Annotated in this window: 26 protein-coding genes; 10 read left to right on the top strand and 16 right to left on the bottom strand. The window is 45.6% G+C overall.

The genetic code is table 11. The features are described 5' to 3' along the window. The first annotated feature begins 18 nt into the window (after nt 1–18). The 6 genes from AC3CH3_RS18570 (at nt 19) to rlmJ (ending at nt 8585) form a co-directional block, all read left to right on the top strand. Nucleotides 19–843: a LytR/AlgR family response regulator transcription factor gene (locus AC3CH3_RS18570; protein ID WP_488538948.1), complete on the top strand. Its 825-nt coding sequence runs from the start codon at nt 19–21 to the stop codon at nt 841–843. A 215-nt stretch (nt 844–1058) separates the two neighbouring features. Then, entirely contained in the window at nt 1059–3827 is a 2769-nt protein-coding gene (locus tag AC3CH3_RS18565; protein WP_488538947.1) for a M16 family metallopeptidase, read from the top strand. Nucleotides 3828–4140: 313 nt separating this feature from the next. Beyond that, nucleotides 4141–4605 carry a hypothetical protein gene (locus AC3CH3_RS18560; protein ID WP_029235766.1) on the top strand — a complete coding sequence of 155 codons (465 nt, stop codon included), beginning with the start codon at nt 4141–4143 and terminating at the stop codon, nt 4603–4605. Between the two features lie 173 nt (nt 4606–4778). Further along, nucleotides 4779–6578, top strand: a complete 1800-nt coding sequence (secD, locus tag AC3CH3_RS18555) for a protein translocase subunit SecD (protein WP_488538946.1) — start codon at nt 4779–4781, stop codon at nt 6576–6578. A 2-nt stretch (nt 6579–6580) separates the two neighbouring features. Further along, nucleotides 6581–7519, top strand: a complete 939-nt coding sequence (gene secF, locus AC3CH3_RS18550) for a protein translocase subunit SecF (RefSeq protein ID WP_019819953.1) — start codon at nt 6581–6583, stop codon at nt 7517–7519. Nucleotides 7520–7718: 199 nt separating this feature from the next. Next, nucleotides 7719–8585 (top strand): 23S rRNA (adenine(2030)-N(6))-methyltransferase RlmJ, encoded by an 867-nt coding sequence (rlmJ, locus tag AC3CH3_RS18545; protein WP_488538945.1) that lies wholly within the window; start codon nt 7719–7721, stop codon nt 8583–8585. Nucleotides 8586–8854: 269 nt separating this feature from the next. Here the strand turns inward: rlmJ and AC3CH3_RS18540 are convergent, their stop codons facing one another. From AC3CH3_RS18540 to AC3CH3_RS18525, 4 genes are all read right to left on the bottom strand, one after another. Beyond that, a complete protein-coding gene (locus tag AC3CH3_RS18540) occupies nt 8855–9676 on the bottom strand; it encodes an HNH endonuclease (protein ID WP_019819956.1) in 822 nt (273 codons plus the stop codon). A gap of 200 nt (nt 9677–9876) precedes the next feature. Beyond that, nucleotides 9877–10965, bottom strand: coding sequence for an alkene reductase (locus AC3CH3_RS18535; RefSeq protein ID WP_019819957.1), 1089 nt, complete (start codon nt 10963–10965; stop codon nt 9877–9879). 58 nt (nt 10966–11023) lie between these two features. Next, the gene (locus tag AC3CH3_RS18530; protein WP_488538944.1) at nt 11024–12232 is read right to left on the bottom strand and encodes an MFS transporter; all 1209 of its coding nucleotides are present in this window, start codon (nt 12230–12232) and stop codon (nt 11024–11026) included. An 83-nt stretch (nt 12233–12315) separates the two neighbouring features. Then, complete coding sequence (locus AC3CH3_RS18525) at nt 12316–12999, bottom strand: SDR family oxidoreductase (RefSeq protein ID WP_488538943.1); 684 nt, start codon at nt 12997–12999, stop codon at nt 12316–12318. Between the two features lie 173 nt (nt 13000–13172). Between AC3CH3_RS18525 and AC3CH3_RS18520 the strand changes: the two genes are divergently transcribed. From AC3CH3_RS18520 to AC3CH3_RS18505, 4 genes are all read left to right on the top strand, one after another. Then, complete coding sequence (locus AC3CH3_RS18520; protein ID WP_048610092.1) at nt 13173–14102, top strand: LysR family transcriptional regulator; 930 nt, start codon at nt 13173–13175, stop codon at nt 14100–14102. Nucleotides 14103–14215: 113 nt separating this feature from the next. Next, nucleotides 14216–14608 (top strand): GFA family protein, encoded by a 393-nt coding sequence (locus AC3CH3_RS18515; protein WP_017070209.1) that lies wholly within the window; start codon nt 14216–14218, stop codon nt 14606–14608. A gap of 28 nt (nt 14609–14636) precedes the next feature. Next, the gene (locus AC3CH3_RS18510; protein ID WP_488538942.1) at nt 14637–15104 is read left to right on the top strand and encodes an OsmC family protein; all 468 of its coding nucleotides are present in this window, start codon (nt 14637–14639) and stop codon (nt 15102–15104) included. 176 nt (nt 15105–15280) lie between these two features. Next, on the top strand, nt 15281–15625 hold the full coding sequence (locus AC3CH3_RS18505; RefSeq protein ID WP_019819966.1) for a ribosome recycling factor family protein: 345 nt from the start codon (nt 15281–15283) through the stop codon (nt 15623–15625). A 144-nt stretch (nt 15626–15769) separates the two neighbouring features. Here AC3CH3_RS18505 and AC3CH3_RS18500 read toward each other — a convergent pair whose 3' ends face one another. From AC3CH3_RS18500 to AC3CH3_RS18445, 12 genes are all read right to left on the bottom strand, one after another. Beyond that, nucleotides 15770–16009 (bottom strand): RNA recognition motif domain-containing protein, encoded by a 240-nt coding sequence (locus AC3CH3_RS18500; RefSeq protein ID WP_017061273.1) that lies wholly within the window; start codon nt 16007–16009, stop codon nt 15770–15772. 133 nt (nt 16010–16142) lie between these two features. Beyond that, the gene (locus AC3CH3_RS18495) at nt 16143–16406 is read right to left on the bottom strand and encodes a hypothetical protein (RefSeq protein WP_017061275.1); all 264 of its coding nucleotides are present in this window, start codon (nt 16404–16406) and stop codon (nt 16143–16145) included. A gap of 246 nt (nt 16407–16652) precedes the next feature. Continuing rightward, nucleotides 16653–17195, bottom strand: a complete 543-nt coding sequence (locus AC3CH3_RS18490) for a DUF3833 domain-containing protein (protein ID WP_019819969.1) — start codon at nt 17193–17195, stop codon at nt 16653–16655. Then, nucleotides 17192–17767 (bottom strand): chalcone isomerase family protein, encoded by a 576-nt coding sequence (locus tag AC3CH3_RS18485; RefSeq protein ID WP_488538941.1) that lies wholly within the window; start codon nt 17765–17767, stop codon nt 17192–17194. The genes AC3CH3_RS18490 and AC3CH3_RS18485 overlap by 4 nt, the downstream gene beginning before the upstream one ends. Nucleotides 17768–17770: 3 nt before the next feature. Continuing rightward, nucleotides 17771–18292 carry a DUF2878 domain-containing protein gene (locus tag AC3CH3_RS18480; RefSeq protein ID WP_372090438.1) on the bottom strand — a complete coding sequence of 174 codons (522 nt, stop codon included), beginning with the start codon at nt 18290–18292 and terminating at the stop codon, nt 17771–17773. After that, a complete protein-coding gene (locus tag AC3CH3_RS18475) occupies nt 18270–19550 on the bottom strand; it encodes an SAM-dependent methyltransferase (RefSeq protein WP_050712261.1) in 1281 nt (426 codons plus the stop codon). Before AC3CH3_RS18475 ends, AC3CH3_RS18480 begins: the two co-directional genes overlap by 23 nt. 105 nt (nt 19551–19655) lie before the next feature. Next, nucleotides 19656–20462, bottom strand: a complete 807-nt coding sequence (locus tag AC3CH3_RS18470) for a DUF1365 domain-containing protein (RefSeq protein WP_488538940.1) — start codon at nt 20460–20462, stop codon at nt 19656–19658. After that, nucleotides 20459–21730, bottom strand: coding sequence for an NAD(P)/FAD-dependent oxidoreductase (locus AC3CH3_RS18465; RefSeq protein ID WP_019819977.1), 1272 nt, complete (start codon nt 21728–21730; stop codon nt 20459–20461). Before AC3CH3_RS18465 ends, AC3CH3_RS18470 begins: the two co-directional genes overlap by 4 nt. A 2-nt stretch (nt 21731–21732) precedes the next feature. Continuing rightward, the gene (locus tag AC3CH3_RS18460; RefSeq protein ID WP_488538939.1) at nt 21733–22464 is read right to left on the bottom strand and encodes an SDR family NAD(P)-dependent oxidoreductase; all 732 of its coding nucleotides are present in this window, start codon (nt 22462–22464) and stop codon (nt 21733–21735) included. Beyond that, a complete protein-coding gene (locus AC3CH3_RS18455) occupies nt 22464–22895 on the bottom strand; it encodes a nuclear transport factor 2 family protein (RefSeq protein WP_488519487.1) in 432 nt (143 codons plus the stop codon). Before AC3CH3_RS18455 ends, AC3CH3_RS18460 begins: the two co-directional genes overlap by 1 nt. 14 nt (nt 22896–22909) lie before the next feature. Continuing rightward, a complete protein-coding gene (gene phrB / locus AC3CH3_RS18450) occupies nt 22910–24325 on the bottom strand; it encodes a deoxyribodipyrimidine photo-lyase (RefSeq protein ID WP_488538938.1) in 1416 nt (471 codons plus the stop codon). Further along, nucleotides 24322–25269 carry a YbgA family protein gene (locus AC3CH3_RS18445; protein WP_019819981.1) on the bottom strand — a complete coding sequence of 316 codons (948 nt, stop codon included), beginning with the start codon at nt 25267–25269 and terminating at the stop codon, nt 24322–24324. The genes phrB and AC3CH3_RS18445 overlap by 4 nt, the downstream gene beginning before the upstream one ends. Nucleotides 25270–25328: the final 59 nt, after the last annotated feature.

The raw sequence follows: 25328 nt of genomic DNA, 5'->3' as shown, positions 1-25328 counted from the left end.
GAATTTAAAGGAATAATAATGACTAACCCAGCAGTAAAGCCGAACGTAACGGCAATTATCGCAGACGATGAAGCACTGTTAAGGCACCATTTAGACAAGAGCCTTGCTGAGGTTTGGCCTGAGCTAGAAATCGTCGGTAAGGCACAAAACGGCTTGGAGGCGATGCAGAGTATTCAGCAGCTTAAGCCCGACGTGGTTTTTCTCGATATTCGTATGCCTGAGCTAGATGGCATCTCGCTGGTGAAACAACTCAACAAGCTAGCTTCACCGCCATTGATTGTGTTTATCACGGCTTATGACGAATACGCGGTCAAAGCTTTTGAGCACAATGCGATGGATTACCTGCTTAAGCCTATCAATGAAGAGCGTTTACTGGCCACATGTCAGAAGGTGCAAGCGCGTCTGTCGATCAATCAAACACAATCAGGTATTACGCCAGAACAGCCCGATATTACGGCGTTAATGAGTCAGCTTCAGCTATTATCTCAATCAACATCACAGCAAGTTCAATATCTAACATGGCTTAAAGCCAGTGTCGGAGAAGACATCCACCTTATCGCCGTCGATGATGTGGCTTACTTCAAAGCGGAAGACAAGTACGTCTCGATATTCAAAAAAGGCCAAGGGGGATCGCTAGAGGAGTTTATTCTTCGCGTGTCATTAAAAGAGCTGATTGCGCAGCTTAACCCGGATGAGTTTTGGCAGATCCATCGCTCGGTGGTGGTTAAAGTGTCGGCCATTGATAAGGTGAAGAAAGGACTCTCCGGTCAGATGTCGGCTTATGTGTCAGGGGAAAAGCTACCGATCAGCCGTGCCTCACAAGCGTTGTTTAAGGGTATGTAGAGAACTGGCTGAAATTTATGTAGCTTATTGATTCTAAATAGATGTAATAGGCTCTTATCTAAATGCCTATTTAAATGAGCACAGCGATCTTACATAACGATTGATGATTTATAAAATAAAGATCTAGATCACAAAGATACTCACCAGGTTCAATATTAAATAATAATCGTTAGCTCAATCTGTATATTGTCGATGAATGACATTAAGAGGTTGTTATGAAAACATATTATTTAGCGACGGCTCTATGCCTCACCTTAGTTGGCTGTAGCTCAACATCAAAAACTACCGAAACGCCAATCCAGCCGGATCCGGCATGGACATCAGGCCAGCTAGAAAATGGCCTTACCTACCATGTTTATCCCGATCATGAAGAATCCGTATCTGTTCGTTTAGTCGTGCACGCGGGCTCAATTCAAGAGACTTCTCAACAAGAAGGCTATGCGCACTTCTTGGAACACATGGCATTCAATGGCAGTAAAAATTTCTCTCAGAACGATGTGATTCGCTTATTCGAAGACGCAGGCGCTAGCTTTGGCGCTGATATTAATGCTTACACCTCTTATGAAGAGACGGTATACCAGTTAGATTTGCCAGATAACATCCAATTGCAGTCTGCCCTGACGTGGATGCGTGACATTGGTGACGGTCTGGATCTATCAAGTTCAGAAGTTGAAAAAGAAAAAGGCGTGGTTCTTGGCGAGTTTCGTATGGCTCGCCTCGATGATAAGTCATTCGGAGAGAAATTCTTTGACCACTTCATTGAAGGCAGCCCGTACCAATCGCAAGATGCATTAGGCACTAAATCGTCGATTGTGAATGCTACTCCTCAAGGCATCACCAACTTTTATCAGACTTGGTATCAACCTCAAATAGTTGAACTGGTCGTTTCTGGTGATGTGGATATCAAAACCGTGATTCCACTCATTGAAGAGAAGTTTTCGAACTGGGAGCGTGGCGACACGCCGAGACCAGAAAAACAGAAAGTGACCTCGTTCAATGAAGATGATTATGTTGAGTACGCAGGAAGAGAAGCGCCAAGCATCACTCTGACGTTTAACCGAGGTTTAAATCGAGTTGAAAATCATGCACAGCAGCATCAACGCTGGTTGGATGAAACCGTTCAACAATTGATTCGACAACGATTAGAAGCAGTATTCAATGATGCAGCTCTGCCGACTCAATGGATAGCGTCTGATGGCTATCGAATGGGTGCTCTGCACTATTCTTCAATAAGTGTTGGGTTTCCGGCTGGCGGTCGTGAAGTGATTCAACAAGATCTGCTTTCTACATTGGCATCATTGCGTGATTTTGGCGTTTCGCAAACGGATATTGTTGGCGAACAGCACTACTACCAAGACTTGCTGGATAACATCGAGCATGACTGGGATAAAATGGACAGCGTTGAACATGCGAGCTACAAAGCGAGAGCGTTAGTCACTGATCGAATTGTCCAATCACAGAAAGACTACCAAGTCAGTTTGGAAGCCTTCATTGCTAACTTGAGCCTTGAAGTGATTAACGACAACATCAAAAATCTACTTTCTGATGATTACTTCCTCGTTATTGGGATGGATGACTCTGAAGACAGAACAGCGATCATCAACTCTCTAGATAGTTTAAAAGCCACGTATAGCGAGACGGGAATTCCACCGCTTACGATTGGAACAGCAAGTGCCTTTGCTGTACCTAGTTCGCAAGGCGAGGTTGTGCTTGCTGAACAAATGTCCGTAGACCCATACATCCAAAAGTGGACGCTAAGCAATGGTATCGACATGTGGTACTTGCGTGATTATCTTGCAGGTGATGATGTTGGTGTGATGTACATGAGCCTCGGCGGAAAAGCCGCTTTGGATCCGAGCTTATACCCAGCCGTTGAAGTTGCGTTACCTACCTTCGCTCGAAGTGGTGTTGGTGAATTTACGGGTTCTGAGCTTTTAGCGTATTTTGACCGTGAAGATATTCGAGCCGATTCCTTTATTGGCAACACCCGCCATGGTATTGAATTTAATATTAATAAAGATGGGCTTAAAGACACGTTTGCTGCGCTTTATACCTTCATCACTGCGCCTAAAATTGTTCCCGAGCAGTTAGAGGCCGTTAAGCAGGAGTTTGTACAAGGTCAAGAATCTTTCTTGAGCAGCCCTGTTGGTCAGTTTGAACGAGCGGTAAACCACAATATTTATCGTCAGGAAAGTGGACATTATCTTGTAGATAAAGAGCGTGTTGAAGCGGTTTCTGTGGAAGACGTCGCTAATCTTCATCAGCAGTTGTTTGGCCAATTGAGACATAACCAATTGGTGATCGTGGGTGATATCGACCCAAGTGAATTAAAGCCTTTGGTTGAGCAATACTTGGCTTCGATTCCATTAGAAAAAGCCGAGGTTCCTGACTTTAAAGTGGCTTACAAGCAGCCAACTGAATCACGCATTGATTTGGCGATCAACAATGTGAATAGTGCAGAGTACGTCCTAAGAGTTATCTCTGAGCCTAGTGTTGAAGTTAAAATTTCGGCAAAAGATGTTTTCATGGAAGACTTGCTGCAACGTTTGCTGGCGGCTCGTTTAGATACTTATATTCGTGAAGAGTTGAGCTTAGATTACTCGCCATATACGTATTCAGCATCCGCAGATAGTGAGCTGAGTGGTGAGTGGGTTATCGGGGCGATGGTAGCGCCGGAGAACGTTGATCAAGTCGAAGTGGCGATCGATAAGGTGGTTGCTGACCTTCTGCAAGGTGTCTCTGAAAAGGAAATGCGAGCGGTCGTGAAACAGTTCGAAGCTGATTTCACACCTCTAGAGAAGAGCTCTATCGACCAAACGTGGTATGTGTCTCGTTATCTGCTCCATGGCTACGGTATCGAAGCTTTGTCTCAAGTAGAACGAGTGGCGAGATCGGTCTCTGTAGAAGAGATGAATGAGCTAGTGCAAAGTATCTTTGGTGAAAATAGCCGTAAGGTTAAGAACATCATGCGTCCTAAAGCCTAAAGCCTAAAGCCTAAAGCCTAAAGCCTAAAGCCTAAAGCTTGAAGCCAACAGAAAGAGACAACTGAAAGCCAAGCGAGCACCGCTTGGCTTTCTTGTTTCTCCACCATTCATAACATCTATCCATCACCTGTTGTTAAGCCGTTTTAGATCTATGTAAATCTAAATTGCGAGGGTGCTTAATCGGTTGCATCGAATCATTTTCTAAAAAAATGTTTTAAATCAAGACAGCGTTTCATTTGTATTGTAGATTGACGATCTACGAGAATGTTGTTTGGATATTAGATTGCTTAAACTGGGTACCCGATTAGTCTTAATGTTGTTTTTACTGAGCTTTGGCTTAGTGAATTCTAACGGCTATTCGTTTCCTTCTAAGCCATTTCAAATTCATTCGGCTCAAGAGCAATCTTCGCAGACTAATCTTTGTAAACAGGCAACTGCGGATAATCCGTCGGCCTATTTAGAGTGCGATAAGGTTCAGTTTGGCACCACGTCATTAGATGACAGTTCCAACTATCACGACACTGAATCGAGCCTTCAAGCGACAGCCTTTCGACGTATGCTCAGTAATGAGCAAGAAAGCGTGGCCGACCTTGAGCCTGCTTATCATCTACTGATCGACTTCTCTCCCCCTTCAATACTGGCTTCTCTGCTCTTCAACACGCCGTTGTTGGATTCCAAGCAGCACTGGACCAGTATTGTGAGTTCTCCGTCCTCCCGGCTTTCTGGGTGGAAAGAGGGCAACATCCAATACTCGCATTTCCGAGAACTTCTTAGCTAATCGTTTGACCCTAAATTGGTCGTATCGATGGTCACTTGTGCCCGTTGAGCTCGCCAGTTAACCAAGACAAACATAGCGACATCAGCTTTAGCATCACTACCGTTCAATCAGCTTGTTCTGGTTGCGATTAGCCATTGCTCGTGTTCGCAAAATATTAGTTCAAAGAAGAGATCTTGACTGTGAAAAAACGCATTCAAAGAAAACAAATAAACCACTACTCAAAGTGGAAATATGTGGTGCTTATCGCCACTATCATCATCATGGTTCTGAGTGCTTTACCTTCTTGGTATGGCGAGAATGCATCGGTTCAAATTAACAATCGTTCCGAACAGACCATCGATGCGAGCCAAATTACCCAATACCTTGCGAGCGAAGGCATTCAAGCCAAATCGGCATTTCAAAAAGACAACCGTTTGGTTGTGATCTTGGAAGATGCAGAGCAACAAGCGAAAGCCAAAGAGGTGCTGAATGAGCGCCTATTGGACAACGCGACGGTTGCGCTAGCGATGGAGCCAGCAGCACCGAAATGGTTGACTGACATGGGCTTCGCACCGATTCAGCTAGGCCTTGACTTACGTGGTGGTGTGCAGTTCCTGCTAGAAGTGGACATGGAACCGGTTTACCACGCACAAGCGCAATCTGTGGTCGATGAAATCACCAGCCAAGTGCGTTATGCACGCGGTAAAGTGGTCAATAACCAAGTTGAATTTAACTTCCGTACTGATGCCGATTTCGAGAAAGCACAAAAGCTGATTCGCGAAGAGTTCCCACAATGGCAACGTGACCGTTCAGATAAATCACTGACGTTAACTCAGTCTGAAGAAGAGCAAAGAACGCTACGCAACCTAACGGTTCAACAAAACCTACAAATCATGCGCAGCCGTATTGAAGAGCTAGGCATCACTGAGGCATCGATTCAACGCCAAGGTGAAAGCCGTATCCGTATCGAATTACCGGGTGTACAAGACCCTGCAGCTGCGAAAGACGTGATTGGTGCTACGGCTTCATTAGCGTTCTACTCTGTGTACGACAACGCAACTCGCAATACTCAAACGCTAAAAGATACAGATGGTAATCGTGTCGTTGTCGCTCGCAAAGCCGTACTGAGTGGTGAACACATTATTGATGCTCGTAGTGGCATTGGTGAGATGGGCAGCGCTGAAGTAAATATTACCCTAGATTCTTCTGGTGGTAAGAAAATGTCTGAGTTTTCTCGCCATAACATCGGTAAGCCAATGGCGACTGTTTACAGCGAATACAGCCGCGACAGAGCCGGTAACAGCGAGAAAACCAGTGAAGTGATCAGCGTTGCGAACATCCAATCTCAGTTGGGTAGCCGTTTCCGAATCACAGGTGCAGGCAGCTTGGCAGACGCACAAGAGCTTGCATTACTGTTGCGTGCGGGGTCATTGACTGCGCCTGTGACCATCATTGAAGAACGTACTATTGGCCCATCTTTGGGTGCTGAAAATGTAACTAACGGCTTTGCTGCTTTAGCACTTGGTCTTGGCCTTACGCTAACGTTTATGGCGCTATGGTACCGCCGCTTAGGTTGGGTCGCGAACTGTGCATTGGTGGTGAACATGACCACATTGTTTGGCTTGATTGCCTTGCTACCAGGTGCGGTATTAACCCTGCCGGGCATTGCGGGCTTGGTACTAACCGTCGGTATGGCGGTGGACACCAACGTGCTTATCTTCGAGCGTATTCGAGACAAGATGAAAGAAGGGCGCAGCTTTGCGAGTTCTATCGATCGTGGCTTTGACAGTGCGTTCTCTTCTATTTTCGATGCCAACGTCACCACCATGATTGTTGCTGTAGCCCTATACACCATTGGTAATGGACCGATTCAGGGCTTCGCTCTGACACTGGGCTTAGGTCTTCTAACCAGTATGTTTACGGGCATTTTTGCTTCACGAGCGATCATCAATTTGGTTTGGGGGCGTGACCAACGCCACGATGTAAGGATTTAAGCATGAGTATTTCAAAAATGACTATTTCAGACCGCTATTTTTCAAACAGTAATATGACTCGCCTTCGTAAGGTGATGTCTGTGATTTCTATTGTACTGTTCATGAGCTCTGTGATGCTGGTGGCAGTGAAAGGTTTCAACTGGGGCTTGGACTTCACAGGCGGTGTGGTTGCTGAGGTTCAGCTCTCTGATCAAGTAACCAAAGATGCGTTAAAAACAAAACTAGATACTGCTTTCCAACAAGACGTGCAAGTGGTTGGTATGGCAGAGCAAGACCGCTGGACAATTCGTTATAGCCAACTGACTGACGCACCACAGCCAAACTTGGTAGATGCTTTGTCTTCTGTAAGTGACCAAGTAAAAGTGCTTAACAGCAGTGTGGTTGGCCCTCAAGTTGGTCAAGACATGGTGGATCAAGGTGGCTTGGCGGTATTGGTGTGTTTCCTGATGATCATGCTGTACCTGAGCGTGCGCTTTGAATGGCGTCTGGCATTGGGTGCTCTTGCCGCGATCATCTATGATGTGACGCTTATCTTGGGTCTGTTCGCTTTTACTCAGTTCGAGTTCAACTTGACCGTATTGGCAGCCGTGTTGGCGATTTTGGGTTACTCATTGAATGACTCAATCATCATCGCCGACCGTGTTCGTGAAATGCTGCGTGGCAATCCAAATGGTGACACTGATAACCTGCTTAACGAATCGGTTAAAGCTACTTTCTCACGCACCATGGTGACGTCAGGCACAACGCTAATCACCGTATCTGCGCTTTGGCTACTTGGTGGTGCGGCACTGCAAGGTTTCGCGATTGCATTAGTGGTAGGTATTGTCAGCGGTACGTGGTCTTCAGTTTCAGTTGGTATCACACTGCCTAAACTACTTGGCCTACAGCCTTGTCACTACCAAGTGAAACCGCCAGTAGAGGTTGAGGGTGAGTACCCTTAGGTTTATCTTATTAGATAGCACCAAACTCAGTGATTGAACTCAATAAAGCCCTTCGTTAATAACAAAGCGAGGGGCTTTATTTTTAATAGTCAAACAGTTACAGAAAAGAGAGCCTATTTCAAAAAACGATGGATTGAGCAGGCACGGCCACATTATATGAAGTATGTTTAGATGACGTTTGTAGAAATGAGGCAAGGGAATGGAATATCGACATCAATGTCATGTAGGCGACCATGGTGATGCGCTAAAGCATCCAGTATTGAGTGCACTTGTTCAGTCTTTAATGCAGCAACATTCACGCCTCAATGTTATCGACACGCACTCTGGTACAGGGTGTTATGACCTAACCACAGCACCAAGCAATCATGCAGCGGAGTTTGCAGGAGGGGTCGGATACTTGTGGCGAAACAAGGCTTACCTTCCAGAGTCATTCGCTTCATTTATGTCGGTTCTGGAATACTACAATCCTAATCAGCTTATCACGCTGTACCCCGGCTCTGCGGCCATTACCTATCAACAAGGTCGCAGCCAAGACAGCTTCTATTTTTCCGATATTCAGCAAGACGAAGCCGACTTACTTCAAACCAATATTGAGAAGTTGCAACGCGATCTTGATGTTTCAAGTAAGCTAACAATCACCGCAGGCGACGGGCTTAAAGCGCTGCCTGATGATGTAGCTAAGCACGATAATCATCACCTGATTGTTATTGACCCACCCTATGAAACCGATTCTGAATATCTCGCGGTGATTGATGCCTTGGTCAAGGCGTATCAGCAATCTGAGAAGGTATCTGCTCTGATTTGGTATCCGCTCTACACGGATGATAAGAGCTCACTGATTTTGAACCACTGCGTGACCGCGGTGAAAGATGGTTTGCTGCCAAGTCCGATTAAATCTGAATTGCGACTAAGAGATCCCAAGGGGGATGATCGCCTGATCGGCAGTGGCTTGCTGTTGTTCAATCCACCACAAGGCATTGCGGGAATGGTCGCAGATACGCTCGATTATTTACACAGCCAACTCGCGACTAATGGTGAAGGTTACTGGCAAATGAGAAGCTTATAGATCTGATTTTTATGGGTTTTATGATGGTTTTCTAGACGTCACTCACTAAATCACTGTTATCTATGTGGTTTAAATTGACCAAACGCTAACTTTTATCGATTGATTAATTGCAGTGAATCATTTAAAAATAGAATATCAATGCGCACAAGTGCATAATGGCTCATAAGTTAAATAATTACCCCTAATTAATATCAGATTGTGGTTTACCCCCTAAACTGCATAAGGCTCGCACTAGTCATGCGAGCCTTTCTTTTGCCTGTCGGAAATTTTTACAACAGTTGCTCTTCAATCTTTAGTGCTTTCTCGATGAGTTTTGCATTGAAATCGGCAGCTCCCACTGAGTAGTGCGCTTCACGATGACAAGTCGGACAAAGTGCAATCACATTTTCGGGGCAATCAGCGCCGCCATCAGCTAACCGTGTCAGGTGATGCACTTCTAGGTAAGGGCCTGACTTGGTCTCAAAAGGTGAGGGTACTCCACAACCTTCACAGATACCATTTGCCCTCTTTTTTGCGTAGAGCTTAATGGCTTCACTACGATACTTCACGTGAGTGAGTTGTTCTTTAGGGTCAGCTTGAAGTGGCGTTGAAGCTAAAGCGATGTCTCGTAATTGCTTCAAGGATTTACTTTTAGTTGGCTTCGTTAGATATGAAGCTTTTGGTGTTTGAATGGTATTGCTGACACTTTGTGGGACGATATCTAGATGGAAAACTATTGCATCACGAAGTTGATCGTTCTTGTCGGGGCGTTGCTCAATGTGATGACAGATGTAGTTGCAAACTCCAACGAATCTAACAAAACCAGTTGAGACAGATTCAAACAAGAGAATCTCTTTAAGGTTGTTTTGGTGTTTAAAGATGGCCAAGTTTCCTTTAACCATTTTCATATCACCTTCTTGGCCTTCTCCTGTATATCGGAAAGTGCCGTCTGCACTAAAACCATCAGAGTAGCCAAATTCTTCACCAGCATCGCTAGTGAAGATAAATACATATGGGGAGGCTGCAGGCGTAGCTATACCACCATATTGCTGACCTTTGTAGCGACCGTGTATATCTGTGCGTCGATTGTAAACCTGTCCTACATTGAACAATGGAGAGTCCTCGTTTCAATTCTAATTATTATTGATATTTTTATAATTTAAATTTGATGTAAAGTTAAAATATAACAGTGGTTTAGGTAAAAATATGCAAGTGAATTTTTGAGTGTGAAAAGGTATCGAATCGGTCACGTTTCTAAAGAGGCAAGCCTGCAGGACTCATGCAGGCTTGGTGTTTATTTAATGTTTTACCACTACAACGCTGGATAATCGATGTAGCCTTTTTCGTTGCCGCCGAACAGAGTGGCGCCATCGAGATTGGATAGTTCGCTGCCGTTTTGTAGGCGTGAAACTAGATCTGGGTTAGCAACGAATGGGCGACCGAATGCGACGAGATCGGCGTAGCCTTTGCTTAACACTTCTTCGGCGCGTTCTGGTGTGTAGCTGCCAGCAACGATGATGGTGTTAGAGAACAACTCTCTTAGTTCGACACGGAAGCTTTCAGGTATCACAGGCGCGTCATCCCAATCGGCTTCTGATAGGTGTAGATAAGCGATATTACGAGCTTGCAGTTCCTTTGACGCTTCTAAAATCGTTGGCACGATGTCTGGGCAGTTCATGTCTTTGAAGGTGATGAACGGAGCTAAACGAACACCCACCTTATCGGCACCAATCGCATCAATCACTGCATCCACCACTTCGATTAGAAAACGAAGTCGGTTCTCGCGGCTACCGCCGTAGTTGTCGGTGCGTTTGTTTGAGTTGGTTCTTAGAAATTGATCGATAAGGTAGCCATTGCCACCGTGGATCTCGACGCCATTGAACCCTGCCTCGACCGCTTTTTTCGCTGAGTTAGCAAAATCTTGAACAACACGATCGATGTCTGCTTGAGTCATCTCTCTTGGTTGGATGCAATCCACCATGTTGCCGTTTCCATTCTCATCAGAGATCCAAACCTGAGTTTCAATTGGTGCTAATGCTGAAGGGGCAATCGGCAACTCGCCTTTTTGAAAGGTAGGGTGTGATACTCGGCCTACGTGCCATAGTTGGCAGAATATCGCGGCACCTTGCTCTTTGGCTGCTGTTGTTACTGACTTCCAGCCTTCGATTTGTGCATCGGTATAAACGCCGGGTGTGAATGAGTAACCCTGAGAGTCATCTGAAATCTGGGTCGCTTCAGTGATGATAAGCCCAGCACTTGCGCGTTGTTGGTAATAGGTTGCCATCATGTCGTTTGGCACGTTTCCAGGTTGGCTAGTACGAGCGCGTGTCATGGGTGCCATAACCACGCGATTTTGCAGTTCTAGGCCTTTCAGTTCTGATTTTTCAAATAATTTGTTCATGGTTTCTACCTTGTTTTAATGCTGTGATCTTTCGTTTTTTATTGGGGCTATAGCCGCGTTATTTGCTTTCTGCTGGGCTGAAAATAGAGTTGCTTTGTGGCTTGCCCGCTCGGTTGGCTTTGGCGATAAGCAGCAAACCAATCACTGGGACAACAACGGCTGCGAATGGAATCATGCCTGCGCCTAGTTGGCTGTCGAGTACCATGCCGCCAAGGAATCCACCAAAGGCATTGGCTAAATTAAACGCTGAGATATTCGCGGTTGCTGCTAGCTCTTGGCCTTCGCCACCGTTGTTCATCACTCGAAGTTGCATGGCTGGAACGTTCGCAAATGATGCAATACCAAAGACAAATGCCGCTGCAACGAATAGGATTTTGTTGTCTACCACAAGGCCAACTACAACCAATGAAACGATCATTGCGACGGCCCAAAACATTGAAGCTTTGCCTAGGTTTTTATCTGAAGAACGTCCGCCCAAGGTGTTACCGATGATTAAGCCGACACCCACAACCACTAAGATCCAAGTAACAGACTCTTGACCGTAGCCGGTGATGTGCATAGCGATTGGCGCAAGGTATCCGTAAAGCGTCATGAAGCCAGACCAAGCAAAAGCGGTGATTGCCAAGCTGATCAGCAGCATTGGGTTTTTGAACGCTAACAGCTGAGTTTTGATGTCTTTTGCTTCACTGTGACCAGTCGATTTGATTGACGTTAGAATAGAAATCATCGCAATCGTGCCAAGAGCTGCCACTGTGAAGAAGGTGGTGTGCCAGCCGAATTGCAAGCTAACCCATGTACCCGCTGGAACGCCAAGAACGTTAGCGAGCGTTAAGCCTGCGAACATCTGACCAACCGCGCGGCCTGCCATTTTTTCAGACACTAAGTTGGTCGCAACAACCGCACCGATGCCATAGAAAGGGCCTTGCACTAAGCCTGCGATAACACGACTCGCCAGTAGTAATGGATAGCTTGGCGCTAAGGCGGATAAGACGTTACCGATGATGAACAGTGCCATTAAGCCAATCAGCACCATCTTCTTATTAAAGCGCGCCAGGTAGATGGTTAAGATCGGGCCGCCGATAACGATAGCCAACGCGTAAGCACTGATAAGATAGCCCGCTTGGCCTTCTGTGATTGAAAGTGATGTGGCGATCTGTGGAAGAATGCCTGCGATAACAAACTCAGCGGTGCCGATTGCAAATGCTGCGAGTGTCAGTATCCAAACTTGGAATGGCATCTTTTCTTGTGTCATGGCTTTTGATTTCATGATGAGTTACCTATGTAAATTCTTGTTTGTTAGGACATTGAGATAAACACCCTAACGATTGTTCTTTATGTCTTTGCGGGGTGTTAGCCGAGTAGAGCGCCGCCATCGATGTCGATGATTGACCCTGTTACGTATGGGTTATTAATCGTGAATAGGTAACCCAGAGCCACCTCTGAAGGCTCGCCAACCTTACCTGCGGGTAGATTGTTTTTGGCGTTGTCGTACATGCTTGCACGAGCGGAATCGTCCATGTTTTTGTAGGCTTCTGTCATGGTCAGGCCGGGGCTAACGGCATTGACGCGAATCGGTGATAGCTCTTTCGCCAGTATTTTGGTTACGCTTTCTAGCGCGGCGTTTATGGCGGTTTTTACGTAAGTACCAGCCACTACTTTGCGAGACAACATGCCCGTCGTGAGCGTGATAGAGCCGTTTGGCGTCATGTAGCGTGCGGCATGTTTTGCTACGTTTAAGCTGCCCCAAAACTTAGTGTCAAAAGCTGTCTTAGCGTCTGTGGTTGCGACGTCTGTTACTTTTCCTGCGGGAGCTGATGAGCCAGCCGTTACGATTAAGTGGTCAAACACGCCAATCGATTCGAAGTATTCACAAATTGACTTTCCATTGCTGATATCAAGGCCTGTATGTCGGCTAGCGACGTGCACTGTGTTGTTTTCGTTTCTCAATTTCATCGCGAGTGCCTTACCGATGCCTGATGTGCCACCAATGATGACGAAAGTGCGTTGCTCTTGTTTAGTCGATTCGTTAGTCATGCTCTGAATTCCTGCGTTGTTCTGTTGATTTTTGCCATTATATTTATTCGATTAAATTTGATAATTGGTTAAAATATAAATTCATTATTCGGATAATCTGAACAATGTGGCTAAGTGTTGAGATCGAGCATTAAGATCGAGAAGTAAGACGAAGAGGCGGAAGCGAGAATCGTATGGATAAGTTTTCAGATATGGCGATGTTCGTCAGTATTGTTAAGCATCACGGGTTAGCGGCGGCGGGGCGTGAACTAGGTTTATCACCTGCGACGATGACAGCAAGGCTTCAAGCGCTTGAAGAACGATATGGTGTGAAGTTGTTGAATCGAAGTACGCGCCATGTGTCTTTGACCGACTCTGGAGAGCTGTATCACAAGGCATGTTTGGAGATATTGGATAATGTCAGTGAGGCCGAAAACCTGATTCAAAATGGCGTCAAAGAGGTCAAAGGTCCACTCAAAATCGCCGCACCGAAAGACATCGGAAAACAGTACATTCTTCCTATTCTCTCTGAGTTCTGTCAGCAATATCCCGACGTGATCCCTTACCTCTATTTGAACGATAACCTCTCGAACATTGCTGAATCTGGCATGGATATCGTGGTCCGTTATGGAGAGTTGGTCGACAGCAGTTTGATATCCAGACGTTTGTCGCCAAGCCGACGTGTGTTGTGTGCCTCACCTGAATATCTTGCCAAGCATGGAACACCGTTAACGCCACAAGACTTGGTTGAACACGACTGTTTAGCCATGCTGCGCAGCAATGAAGAGCTCAAGACATGGCACTTCCAAGATCATGATATGAAGAAGTCGATTACTGTTGTTCCAAAGCGATTTTCAGATGACGGCGAAGTGATTCGCTACTGGGCATTAAAAGGCGAGGGCATTGCCCTTAAATCGGTACTGGATGTGCAAGACGACATCAATAACCAGCGCCTTGTAACGCTGCTCAATGGCTACATGAAGAACTTCAACACCGCGATGTCGGTGTCGAGTGCCGATTTGAATGTGGTGTACATCAGCAAGAAGTATCAGCCTAAGCGTATCCGGTTGTTTCTTGATTTCTTGTTTGAGCGGTTTGGAGATTTGGTTGAAAAGTCTAGTTAGATTAGACGAGAAGCAGCGCATGACAGATCTCTCGAACTCAACAACTGGCTACGGACAGAGAGTATTGAGCTGGTTATGATACGACCAACATAAGGATGTGATTGGAGATAAAAATGAAAGTCGTCGGTAATACGGTTATCCAACCTTTTCACAAAGCCACCTGCCACTGTGGTGCAGTCGAACTAGAACTCAGCCTACCTAACGGAATAGAAAAGCCACGTCGTTGTGATTGCTCTATTTGTCGTCGCAGGGGAGCGATTGTGGGCTCTGTTGCGCTAGATGGCATCAAGATCCTCAAAGGTGCGGAGCATCTTAAGCTTTATCAATTCAATACCAACACCGCGAAGCATTACTTCTGCTCAAACTGCGGAATCTATACCCATCACCAACGCCGCTCAAGCCCAAATGAATACGGTTTTAACATCGGCTGTTTGGAAGGAGTGAACCCTTTTGATATTGGTGATGTGGTGACCAACGATGGTGTGAATCACCCTGCTGATCGTTAAGTAATGAACATTAAAAAGGAACGGTTCTATGTCTGAATATGGTGCGCTCATTCGTTGGCAAAAAGCGGCAGATGAAGCCTTTAGCGACAATCAATACAGCCGCGGTCATACGTGGAAATTTGATGGTGGAATCACTGTACCTGCTTCATCTTCTCCTCATGTTGTGCCGCTCCCATTCTCGGTGGAAGCGAATGTTGACCCAGAAGAAGCCTTTATTGCGGCACTTTCTAGCTGTCATATGCTGACTTTTCTGGGAATCGCCGCGAAGCAGAAGTATGTGATCGAGTCTTATGTGGATGATGCGATTGGTGTGCTTGAGGAAGATGAATCAGGCCGCTCATCGGTCACTAAGGTGACTCTGCGACCTGACATTGTGTTTCTAGGTACCAAACAACCAACCGCTAAACAACTCGAAAAACTGCATCACTTGGCACACAAAAACTGCTTTATCGCGAACTCGGTAAAAACGGACATTGTGGTAGAAACTAAAGCGTAAACCACACACGTTAACATCCAAAAACTGCGAGGCTGTTTAGCGCATCACTGGCGGTTTTTTTGTGTCTGTGTAATTCTAAGCATGATTTTATTGAGTTATTGATAGAGCATTTTGAGTTGCTGAGTGGTAGTTAGAGAGCGCTTGAATGGTAGGAATAGATTGGTTAGCAGAAAGTTATGTTTAGCGTCCCACTGAATAGTTTTGTACATCGTGTGAGTGATAAAAGCCAAGTGATGGCGAATGCTGCGGAATGTGGATGTCAGTTGAAACGAGTTCGTCGTTCGCGTAATTGGCTGTTGGTCGCTCAAGAGCATCAACTCATTGAATTTAAAACGATGTTAACCCATGAAAAAGACGGTTGGATAGCAATTGCAATCGACAAAGTGCTGCCTAAACCAGTAGTGTGTTTGGCATCTCTGTTGGCCGCTACACCTTCATTGACTGTGGCTCAACTGGTGATGGAATCTGGATGTTCAATGGCCGAAGCAAGACGTGCTATTGATGAACATGAAGGTCTGTAGGCGTATTCAAATCGTGTGAAAAGAGAATTGCGAGCAGCAAAAAGCCCGTAACGATATTGCGCTGGAAAACGTCATATCGTTACGGGCTTTATCATCTGTGCTGCTGTTAAGCTAAGCCATGCGGCTTATGAAGCATTGACTCGATTAAGAGTTCGCTACTTTTACACGAATCGTGTTTTTGCCAAGCTTTGACAAGTTCAGCTTGTTTAGTGCCGCTTTAGCTTCTTCTTGCTCTGGCATTTCAACAAAAGCAAAGCCTTTTGAGTCGCCAGTTTCTTGGTCTAAAACTAGGCTGCACTCTTTTACTGAGCCAAACTCAGAAAATAGCACACGGATGTCTTGCTCAGAGGTAGAGCGCGATAGGTTACGAACTAGAAGTTTCATAATAAACCTTGAATATGAATTTACGCCGAGCATTGTCGCACACTTTCACGCTCACCTTGGCATAATAATTTAAGTTCACGCTTGCTTTGATTTACTAAACATAGAACCAGCGCTTTTGAGTAATCATAAGTGATTATTCGTCGTCGAACTGTTTGATCGTGAACGCGTCTTCGATTCGGTTAAGCTCTTCTTGTTCTTTCACTCGCTTCTCTTCTTGCAGAGTCGCTCTCGTTTCGTTGAAACGTTTTTTCTCTGACTTAGTCAGGAATTTTACAGCTTTTTTGTTGGTCAGTGCGTAAGCAACTACGTCTTCACCTTTTTCTCTGCGGTCGTTTACGCGTTGTGAGAAACGTTCATTGTCGCGAGCTTTACGCTCCGCTGAGGTCAACTTGCTCATGCTTTAAAGCCTTTTCAATTATTCATGGTAGGGAATCTACGCTTAGCGAAACAAATGGGGACTGCTTAGTGTCAGTCTAGCCCATTTGCATGCTGGTGGCGCATCTTAGCACAATGGCTTGAGCATGCAGGTATGCTATTCGAGGGATCAAACAAAACAGCCCACAATTTTCGCTGTGGGCTGTTTTGTTACGTACTGTAGATGTAGTTCTCGATTTTAAACTGACAATCAGAAACGGCAGCTAAATTAAATCTTCTCTATGTATAAGATGACCTCTCCGACTTTAAAGCCAAACTTGGACATCTCAGTCTTGTTGAATAAGCGCTTGTCGTCCATCAAGAACATCCAATCATCGAGCACCACTTCATAAGTGCTGCCGTCTACTTCAATTTCTAGATCATATTTCCAATACAGCGCTGAACCTTCGGTCTCACCATAAGCGGTTCCAACGACATCGTTGGCAGTCCCAGAATAGGTGTTTTCGCCCGTTTTGATCAGATTCCAAACGCGAGTTGAGCGCTCGCCATCAGCAAAAGAGAACCACTCTTTTATTTCTCCGTTGTCACCGTCCCAAGTCGCGATCAGTTTGGCATCAAAGCGGCGCAGTAAGTTACCAGAGCGGTCGAGCACCATGCCGTAGGCCATTAGCTCGCCATTAAAAAAGGTTTCAAGCTTGAGCTCTGGCGTAGTGTCGACATGGTCTTCTAAACTTGCAGAGCCACAGCCCACTAGCCAAGTGAGTGAAAAAAATGCCAGAGCAAATTTTATTATTGTTGTTTTTGGATTCATTTGTTCAAACCTAAAAGTTGTTTACGAAGACCGGGTTCAGAGGTGTTTTCAGACAACCAAATCGCTAGAAAGGCTTCACCAAATTGCTTGTCTTGGATGGTGCCGATCGGTTGTTCATCGAAATAAAAACGACTTACGTTATCTTCAGCGACACGAATCGTGAGTGTGCTTCCTTCTTCCACGTTCGGCCACATCGCGTACAAGGGTTTCAACCAACGTTGAATGTTGCTGTCAGAGTAGCCAAGCTTGTTCCACTGATCTTTGGTAGCGTCTACGAGGTCTTTGCTATCGATAGAGCGGTAATACTCAAGCTTTAAGGCTCGTTCAGAGTTGGTTGGAGTCGTGTAGAATTCTGCCGAGTAGAGAGTCCAAAACAGGTAACTCATTTCACCTTCACCACGTTTGCTTAAATCATCAACAGCAGAGGCTTTAGCGTTTCCGGCAAATAACAGCTCAGCAAAAATTAACGAGAAAGTAATAAAGCTTAGAAGTGTGTTTTTTGCTTGCTGATGAGCGCGAACAATACCGCGCTCAGGTTTGAACGTTTGTGTCGGGTTGCGTGGATAAGCCATAAGTCACCTCGTTATTGCCATTTTAGGTTGTATTAAGTTGGAGTAGGCGGCCACCAGTAAGGGCAACAAAATCCCCCAACTTATTGCAAGGGCAGCAACTACCGATGCATCTGGCCAAGTAGTAAGAAGAGCACCTGCTTTTATGCCTCCCCAATAACTACTAGTACCTGCTACGAACCCTATGATAAACAAGATCACTTTCGAGCATTTTAAAAGCCAATTTAGGCTGTGGTTAAAACTGATTAAGAACATGATCCACAGGCAGACAAGCCATACCGGGAACCACGATTGATTAGCAATTTCAGAGTCGACGGCAAACACGCCGAAGTGAAGTAAGAGGCTATCAAGCAACAGCCCCAATGGTAATAAGATGAGTATCTTCAAATCGCTACTGCGAGTCGGTGATAGAAGGAAGTGAACCACTACAATCAGTGGTGTGACGAACGGGGCTTGCGCGGTAAAAAAGGCACTGCAAACCCAGGTCGCTTGAAACAGAACGAGATTAATAATCCAAAACCGCTTCATCTTTTGCTCCAAAGTAACGAGGTTTTCTTGCGACTACATGATGAGTGCTGATCACGCGCTCTTTGAATGCGCCTTCACAGTAGCAGAAGTAGAAGATCCACAAGCGTTTAAACTCTTCTGAATAGCCGAGGGACTCTAACTCTTCCCAGCTATTTTCAAAGGCGATGTTCCAATCATTTAGCGTTCGAGCGTAGTGCAGGCCAATGTCATCAATTTCTTGAACCACAAGGTCGGTGCTGGTCGCAAGATGTTGGGTCATCACTGAAACCGAAGGTAGGCAACCGCCGGGGAAGATGTACTTCTGAATAAAGTCGACACCTTTACGGTATTTATCGTAACGACTGTCGGCAATAGTAATCGCTTGAATCAGCATCTTGCCTGATGGCTTTAACAGTGAAGAACATTTCTCAAAGAAGGTTTGTAGATATTCATGGCCGACCGCTTCTATCATCTCGATCGAAACCAACTTGTCGTACTCACCAGTGAGGTTGCGATAATCCTCTTTGAGCAGGGTGATTTTGTCGGTTAAACCAAGTGCTTTTACTCTCTGTTCAGCAAGCGCATGTTGGGCATCTGAAATCGTGGTAGTGGTGACATGGCAACCGTAGTGTTGCGCCATGAAGATGGCCAAGCCGCCCCAGCCTGTGCCTATCTCGACCACGCTATCTTTTTCAGACAACTCTAATCGCTCACAGATGGTTTTCATTTTGTTTTGTTGAGCCTTCGACAAGGTTTCTGCGTCTTCGCTGTAGATAGCGGAAGAGTACTGCATCGAGCTATCTAAGAAGCGCTCATACAGTTCGTTGCCAATATCGTAGTGAGCGAGAATATTTCGCTTGGAGCCTTGCTCTGTGTTGGCATTCTTACGACGCAGCAAGAGGTTTTTGATACGAGAAATCCATTGTGTCTTGTCATCAAGCTCATCCAATTGGGCTTGGTTACGAGCCATGATTTGAATCACACGCGTTAGATTTGGGCTGGTCCATTTACCATCGATGTACGCTTCAGATGCGCCGATACTGCCGTTGATGACGACATCTCTAAAAAAGGTCGCATCATGAATCACGATTCGACCTTTCAAGTCTGCTTCTCGATCACCGAACACCGAATGCTGGTCGCGCTCAATGATCTCAAGCGTTGCGAATTGCAGGCTTTCTAAAACCTTAAAGATTAAAGCTCGATATTTACAGTTGCTTGAAACAGCAACGGCTTTAGCTTGTTGTTCAATATTGTTGTTTTGTTTGGCAAGCTGTTCCATGTAAACCTCGCTGATAACTCATTCTAATATTTTGTGCCAACTAAGCTGAGTTCTGCTCCTTGGCTGGAGCGAACCCAAGCTAGAATCGATTTCTGTTTTATGCGCTTAAGATGTTGAGTCTGGATGCGCCACAAACGGTACTTTTTTCAGGAATAATTTGAGAGCCTGATAATAAATTCCCATCACGACTTTTATCGTCATCGCCGGAATCTTGAATACCGTACGTCTAATGTTTGTCTTGGTTACTGACTGTTTCGTCAGGGCTAGTGTCGCATCGAAAAGCTTGTCGTCTCGGCGGCTTTCGATGTGGACTAACGTGCGTTTCGCTGGTGGCTTAATTTTCCAAAAATAAGTCATGTTTAAGTCCATGAACGGCGAAACGTGAAACTCTTTTTTTACCTTTAACTCTTGGTGCATGTCGATGAGATAGTAGTGTCTTTCTCGCCAAGGCGTGTTACTCACCTCAGCCAACATGTACTTGCAATCTCCAGTTTCGTCGTAACAGAAGTAACAGTTGATTGGGCTGAAGTAGATGCCCAAACAGCGGCACTGAGCCAGCATCGTCACACGGTTTGAATCAGACCAAACCCCACCAAGTTGTTGCACTTTGGAAGCTATACGTTGCTTAAGTGATTTTGGTTCATCCGTGGTGACATTTTCTTTTTTTTCAGCGAGATAATCCGATTCGACAAAGCGAATTGGGTTGAACCAATGAGTTCCGAACAGCGCACTGCGTGCTGTGGTTTGGGGCAGCTCATCAAGATCTAACCCCATCATATACAGCTGATAACTGAACTCATGGGTGATGTCGCCAAAGCGGCGATGTCTGACGTTACCCCAATAGATACCGCTGAGCTCTTCACTCTTTTCGGATGCTAACCCCATCTCGGGTGTCAGGGCTTGACTGTTCATAGCGCTGAACTCGTGCTCAAATCTAAACCGAAGCGTTTGGTCACATCGAGTGCACTGTGGACACCGTCTTCATGGAACCCGTTGTACCAGTAAGCACCAGCAAAGTGAGTCTGGTTTTTACCACATATCTGCTCACGCTTGTGTTGAGCTTCGACCGTGTTCGAATTAAGTACCGGGTGATGATAAACAAAGCTGCGAATGATTTTTTCTGGGTCGATGGCTTCGCTTTGATTCAAGGTGACACAGAAGGTGTCTTGGCTTTCGATGCCTTGCAGAATGTTCATGTTGTACGTGACACAAGCAGGTCGTTTACTGTCACCATCCAACATGTAGTTCCAGCTTGCCCAAGCCAGCTTTCTGTCTGGTAACAAGCGAGTATCGGTGTGCAGAACCACTTCATTGCGGCTGTATGGGATCTCGCCCAGTACCTGTTGCTCTTGTTCTGTCGCATCACCAAGCAGACGTAATGCTTGGTCTGAGTGGCAAGCAAAGATTACTTCGTCGAAGCCTTGTGTGCTGCCATCTTCAAATTCAATCGTGACGCCTGTTTCTTGGCGAGTCACTTGTTTAATCGATGTATTGAGTGCAACAGGCTTACTTAGGCGTGAAAGGATGATTTCAACATAAGAACGCGATCCTTTAGGTATCACATACCATTGTGGACGGTTCGCAATGTCGAGCAATCCGTGGTTGTAGAAAAACTGGATGAAGAACTTGAGCTCAAACTCTTCCATCTCTTCCAAGCTTGTCGACCAAATCGCCGCGCCCATCGGTAGAATATAGTGCTGACTGAAAAAGTCGGAAAATTGATTATCACGTAGGAAGCTGCCGAGGGTAACGTCTGGTGTGAATTCATTGCTTTCAAACTGAGCCTTACACAGTTTGTTGAACTTGAGAATGTCAGACACTAAAGACCAGAACTGAGGTTTGAAGATGTTGCTCCTCTGCGCGAATAACGAATTTATGCTGTGGCCGTTGTATTCAAACTTAGTAGTAGTGTTGTGGACGCTGAAGCTCATCTCGGTAGGTTGCCTTTCGACCCCGAGTTGTTCTAGAAGCTGATTGAAATTCGGGTAGGTTCGATCGTTGAATACGATGAAACCTGTATCTATCGAAAACGCCGAGCCTTGATGTTCAATATCAACGGTCGCGGTGTGACCCCCAACATAATCGTTCTTTTCGAATACCGTTACGTCGTGGTGCTTATCTAATATGTGTGCGCAAGTGAGTCCAGAGATGCCTGAACCAATAATGGCGATTTTCTTCATTGTTATACCATCCTTGAAGCGAGTTTTTGCCAAACTGGAGTTGGAAGCATTCTTAGTAGCTTCATCAACATGATGAATCGTCTTGGGAAATCGATTTCACTCTTTCCTTGAGCGATACCATTTACGATTCGCTGAGTTGCGGCCTCACTACTAATAATCATAGGCATAGAGAACGTATTTCGCTCGGTTAATGGCGTTTCAACAAAGCCTGGGTGCACAATTGAGACATGAATGTTGTGCGTTGTCAAATCAACCGAAAGTGTTCTGCCTAAGTAGGTGAGGGCTGCCTTTGAAGCGCCATAAGCCTCGGCTCTTGGCAGAGGTAAAAAGCTGGCGCTGGAGCTGACTAAAACCAAACGGCCGCCGGGCTTGATGTTTTTTAACCAAGCTTTAAGGGCGTAGCCAATTGAAATTAGGTTTATGTTGATGACGCGCTCGAAAAGCTCGGCATCGAAATTCACTGGGTCGTCGATGTACTCACAATCACCCGCATTTAAAATCAGCAGGTCGAGCGGCTTGTCTTGATCGAGCTCTGGAAAGTTGTGGTAATCAGTCAGATCGAAACAGAGCGGTGTAATGGATGAGTGCGCGACGTCTGTATCGTGAGAGTCAACTAAGGCTTGCAGCTTGTCTGAGTTGCGGCCACAAGCAATCACCTGATGCCCTTGCTGAGCGTAATCTTTAGCTAGGGATTGGCCGATACCTGAGGTCGCGCCTGTAATCATAATACGCATTATCGACTCGCTCTCTTTTTGATGGATTTGATCGCGCAGCCCAGTACTGGAATGTGTTCATACAACATAGAACCGACGTCGAGGTAGTCTCTGTGGTAAATCACTTGACCGTCGAGCATCTTGAGGTGGCTGTGTCCTTGTACTTCGATTGGCTTTTGCCCATTTAATTGCTTGTGAGCAAATTGCATCGTCCAGTAAACAGAAGCTTCGTCGTTCGCTTCGAAAGTGTGTTCGATATGAAAGTAACAGCTCGTAACCTGTGTGTAGAGGTTCTCGAAGTAGTGCGTGAGCGCCGAAATACCGTTGACATGATGCAGCGGATCTTGGAATTCAATATCAGGGTGATAAACCGTCTTAAGCACGTCGAAATTTTCGGTTCCGAGTTCTCGATACATGTTGAGAAAGTTATCAAGCCATAGAGAGTTATCCATAATATTCACTCTAATTATTTGAAGAAGGCTAAGGCTCTCAATCGTGCTTCTTTATGCTCAACGATGGGTTGCCAGTATTCGCTGTCTAATCCGTTTTTAGCGATAAAGTCATGTGGGAAATGCACATGCTTATCTGGGATATTTTGCAGCTCTGGTATGTACTTACGAATAAAAATTCCTTTTGGATCAAACTTTTCACTCTGAGTGATTGGATTGAAAATTCGGAAGTAAGGTTGAGCATCACAGCCCGTACTTGAAGCCCACTGCCAGCCACCATTGTTGGCACTAAAGTCACCGTCGATAAGGTGTGACATAAAGAAACGTTCGCCCCAACGCCAGTCAATAAGCAGGTGCTTGGTTAGGAAGCTTGCCACCACCATTCTTAGCCTGTTGTGCATCCAGCCCGTTTCAACTAGTTGACGCATTGCTGCATCAACCAATGGATATCCTGTTTTTCCTTCGCACCAAGCTTTGAAGCTAGGATGATCGTGATACCAATCTAAACCATTGTATTTTTGCTGAAAGTTAGCGCCTTTAACCAGTTTAGGATGGTGAAACATCAAATGCTTATAAAAATCTCGCCAAATCAATTCGTTGAGCCAACAAAAGGCCGGTAATTGCGTATCAAATAACAGATCGGGTTGTTGCTGAATCAATTGAATCGCTAACCAACGTGGGCTCACGGCGCCAATCGCTAAATAAGGCGATAGCCCCGATGTTCCTTTAACTGAGGGAATATCTCTCAGGCGCGCATAGTCGTTGACTTTATTGCCTAAGAAATTGGGGATCACATTGCCCAATACATCTTGGCTTAATGGCCAGCGACTCGAATCAACACGCGGAAAATCGAAATCATAGTCAGCGGAGAGGGTTAAGGCTTGTAAGTCGTCAGGAAGCTGTGTTTGTGAACGTTCAGCTGACTCGACAGTAGCTGGACTGCAGATGATGCCTTTCACCTGAACTTCTTTTAACCAAGCGTTCTTAAAGGGCGTAAAGACTTTGAACATCTCGCCTTGTTTGTTGAGAACGCTACCGAGTGGCAGCATAACGTCACAATCGCTGATCTTGAGGTTTAGGCCGCTTGAAATCAGCTTTTTATCGCGAGCTTGTTCATCGACCTCTGGTTCAGAGTTAGCGTAGACGTACTTGGCATCAAGCTGCTGGCATAGATCGATGAGTTGATTGGATTGGTCGTCAAAATCGGTCGCTTTTAGGTGAAGCAACGTTATCCCGAATTCAACGAGCTGGGAATCGAGTTGTTTTAGATGACGATAGATAAAATCAGCTTTGATTGGCGCAAGGTGGTGTTGCTGCCACGTTTGAGGTGTTGAAATGAAAACGGCGATTGTTACGCCGTTTTCAACTGCTGCGACGAGCGCTGGGTTATCGTGAATCCGCAGGTCTCGTCGTATCCATAGTATGTCGCTCAATATCCGTATCTCAGTTTAAGTTCTTGTGGATGAGGGTTGAGGTAAACCTGTGATTCCAAGTACTCGTTTGGGTACTCCATCAAGTAGTGATTTATCAGTGTCAGCGGTACTAACAGTGGGATAACACCTTCTCGAAAAGCTGCAATTTGGTTGGTCAACTCTTGTTTGTGGGCGCTACTCAGTTGTTTCTTAAAGTAACCCTGCAAATGATGCAGCGTATTGGCGTGACTGCCTCGGTTCGCGTGATGTGATAATGCTGTCATTAAGCCCTCGATGTATTGAGCCGCCAATTCGTCGATTTCTAAGTGATTACCCGCTAGCAGTTTGCCTAAGCTTTTGTAACCCTCAACGTGGTGACACATGACTAGGTACTTGTGGGCGCTGTGGAACTGGATCAGTTTGTGTTTGGTCACACCTTCATCCACAAGATCGAGCCATTTTTGGTATGTGAATACTCGAGTCATGAAGTTTTCACGCAAAATGGGATCGTTAAGGCGACCGTTTTCTTCAACGGGAAGTAACGGGTTACCGTCCATAATTTGTTGGGTGAACATGCCTACGCCAGTCGATTCAGATCCGCGACCGTGGTGGTGATACACCTTAACGCGCTCCATACCGCAGGTTGGGCTTTTTTGACACACAATAAAGCCAGCAATGTGTTGGTTTTTCTTTGAGTAGTTTTGACCGAACTCGATCAGTTCGTTGGTCACATCACCTGAGCCATCAGGGCGAGAAACATGGATGATGTCATCTAGCATTCTTGTTTGACGAATGGTTGGACGAGGGGTTGGAAGACCAACAGCCATCTCTGGGCAAACAGGTTCCAATTCCACGTAGTCTGCTAGGTCGTCTGTACAAAAACGAGAGCGTTTATGACCTGTGTCGAAACGTACTTTGTGTCCAGCAACACATGCACTGATACCGATTTTGATTTTCTTTTCCATTGGCCAACTCCTTTGCTCTTGCTCTGAGCTTTTTCTTATAGTTCAACATTGCTAATCGT

It is taken from the genome of Vibrio sp. QJM3NY_35, assembly GCF_057785915.1.
This window is presented reverse-complemented; position numbering and strand designations above follow the sequence as displayed.

Excerpts from the sequence above, each read along its gene's own strand:
- AC3CH3_RS18570 (WP_488538948.1), top strand. The coding sequence starts at position 19 with ATGACTAACCCAGCAGTAAAGCCGAACGTAACGGCAATTATCGCAGAC.
- AC3CH3_RS18565 (WP_488538947.1), top strand. The coding sequence starts at position 1,059 with ATGAAAACATATTATTTAGCGACGGCTCTATGCCTCACCTTAGTTGGC.
- AC3CH3_RS18560 (WP_029235766.1), top strand. The coding sequence starts at position 4,141 with ATGTTGTTTTTACTGAGCTTTGGCTTAGTGAATTCTAACGGCTATTCG.
- secF (WP_019819953.1), top strand. The coding sequence starts at position 6,581 with ATGAGTATTTCAAAAATGACTATTTCAGACCGCTATTTTTCAAACAGT.
- rlmJ (WP_488538945.1), top strand. The coding sequence starts at position 7,719 with ATGGAATATCGACATCAATGTCATGTAGGCGACCATGGTGATGCGCTA.
- AC3CH3_RS18535 (WP_019819957.1), bottom strand. The coding sequence starts at position 10,965 with ATGAACAAATTATTTGAAAAATCAGAACTGAAAGGCCTAGAACTGCAA.
- AC3CH3_RS18530 (WP_488538944.1), bottom strand. The coding sequence starts at position 12,232 with ATGAAATCAAAAGCCATGACACAAGAAAAGATGCCATTCCAAGTTTGG.
- AC3CH3_RS18525 (WP_488538943.1), bottom strand. The coding sequence starts at position 12,999 with ATGACTAACGAATCGACTAAACAAGAGCAACGCACTTTCGTCATCATT.
- AC3CH3_RS18520 (WP_048610092.1), top strand. The coding sequence starts at position 13,173 with ATGGATAAGTTTTCAGATATGGCGATGTTCGTCAGTATTGTTAAGCAT.
- AC3CH3_RS18515 (WP_017070209.1), top strand. The coding sequence starts at position 14,216 with ATGAAAGTCGTCGGTAATACGGTTATCCAACCTTTTCACAAAGCCACC.
- AC3CH3_RS18510 (WP_488538942.1), top strand. The coding sequence starts at position 14,637 with ATGTCTGAATATGGTGCGCTCATTCGTTGGCAAAAAGCGGCAGATGAA.
- AC3CH3_RS18505 (WP_019819966.1), top strand. The coding sequence starts at position 15,281 with ATGTTTAGCGTCCCACTGAATAGTTTTGTACATCGTGTGAGTGATAAA.
- AC3CH3_RS18500 (WP_017061273.1), bottom strand. The coding sequence starts at position 16,009 with ATGAAACTTCTAGTTCGTAACCTATCGCGCTCTACCTCTGAGCAAGAC.
- AC3CH3_RS18495 (WP_017061275.1), bottom strand. The coding sequence starts at position 16,406 with ATGAGCAAGTTGACCTCAGCGGAGCGTAAAGCTCGCGACAATGAACGT.
- AC3CH3_RS18490 (WP_019819969.1), bottom strand. The coding sequence starts at position 17,195 with ATGAATCCAAAAACAACAATAATAAAATTTGCTCTGGCATTTTTTTCA.
- AC3CH3_RS18485 (WP_488538941.1), bottom strand. The coding sequence starts at position 17,767 with ATGGCTTATCCACGCAACCCGACACAAACGTTCAAACCTGAGCGCGGT.
- AC3CH3_RS18480 (WP_372090438.1), bottom strand. The coding sequence starts at position 18,292 with ATGAAGCGGTTTTGGATTATTAATCTCGTTCTGTTTCAAGCGACCTGG.
- AC3CH3_RS18475 (WP_050712261.1), bottom strand. The coding sequence starts at position 19,550 with ATGGAACAGCTTGCCAAACAAAACAACAATATTGAACAACAAGCTAAA.
- AC3CH3_RS18470 (WP_488538940.1), bottom strand. The coding sequence starts at position 20,462 with ATGAACAGTCAAGCCCTGACACCCGAGATGGGGTTAGCATCCGAAAAG.
- AC3CH3_RS18465 (WP_019819977.1), bottom strand. The coding sequence starts at position 21,730 with ATGAAGAAAATCGCCATTATTGGTTCAGGCATCTCTGGACTCACTTGC.
- AC3CH3_RS18460 (WP_488538939.1), bottom strand. The coding sequence starts at position 22,464 with ATGCGTATTATGATTACAGGCGCGACCTCAGGTATCGGCCAATCCCTA.
- AC3CH3_RS18455 (WP_488519487.1), bottom strand. The coding sequence starts at position 22,895 with ATGGATAACTCTCTATGGCTTGATAACTTTCTCAACATGTATCGAGAA.
- AC3CH3_RS18445 (WP_019819981.1), bottom strand. The coding sequence starts at position 25,269 with ATGGAAAAGAAAATCAAAATCGGTATCAGTGCATGTGTTGCTGGACAC.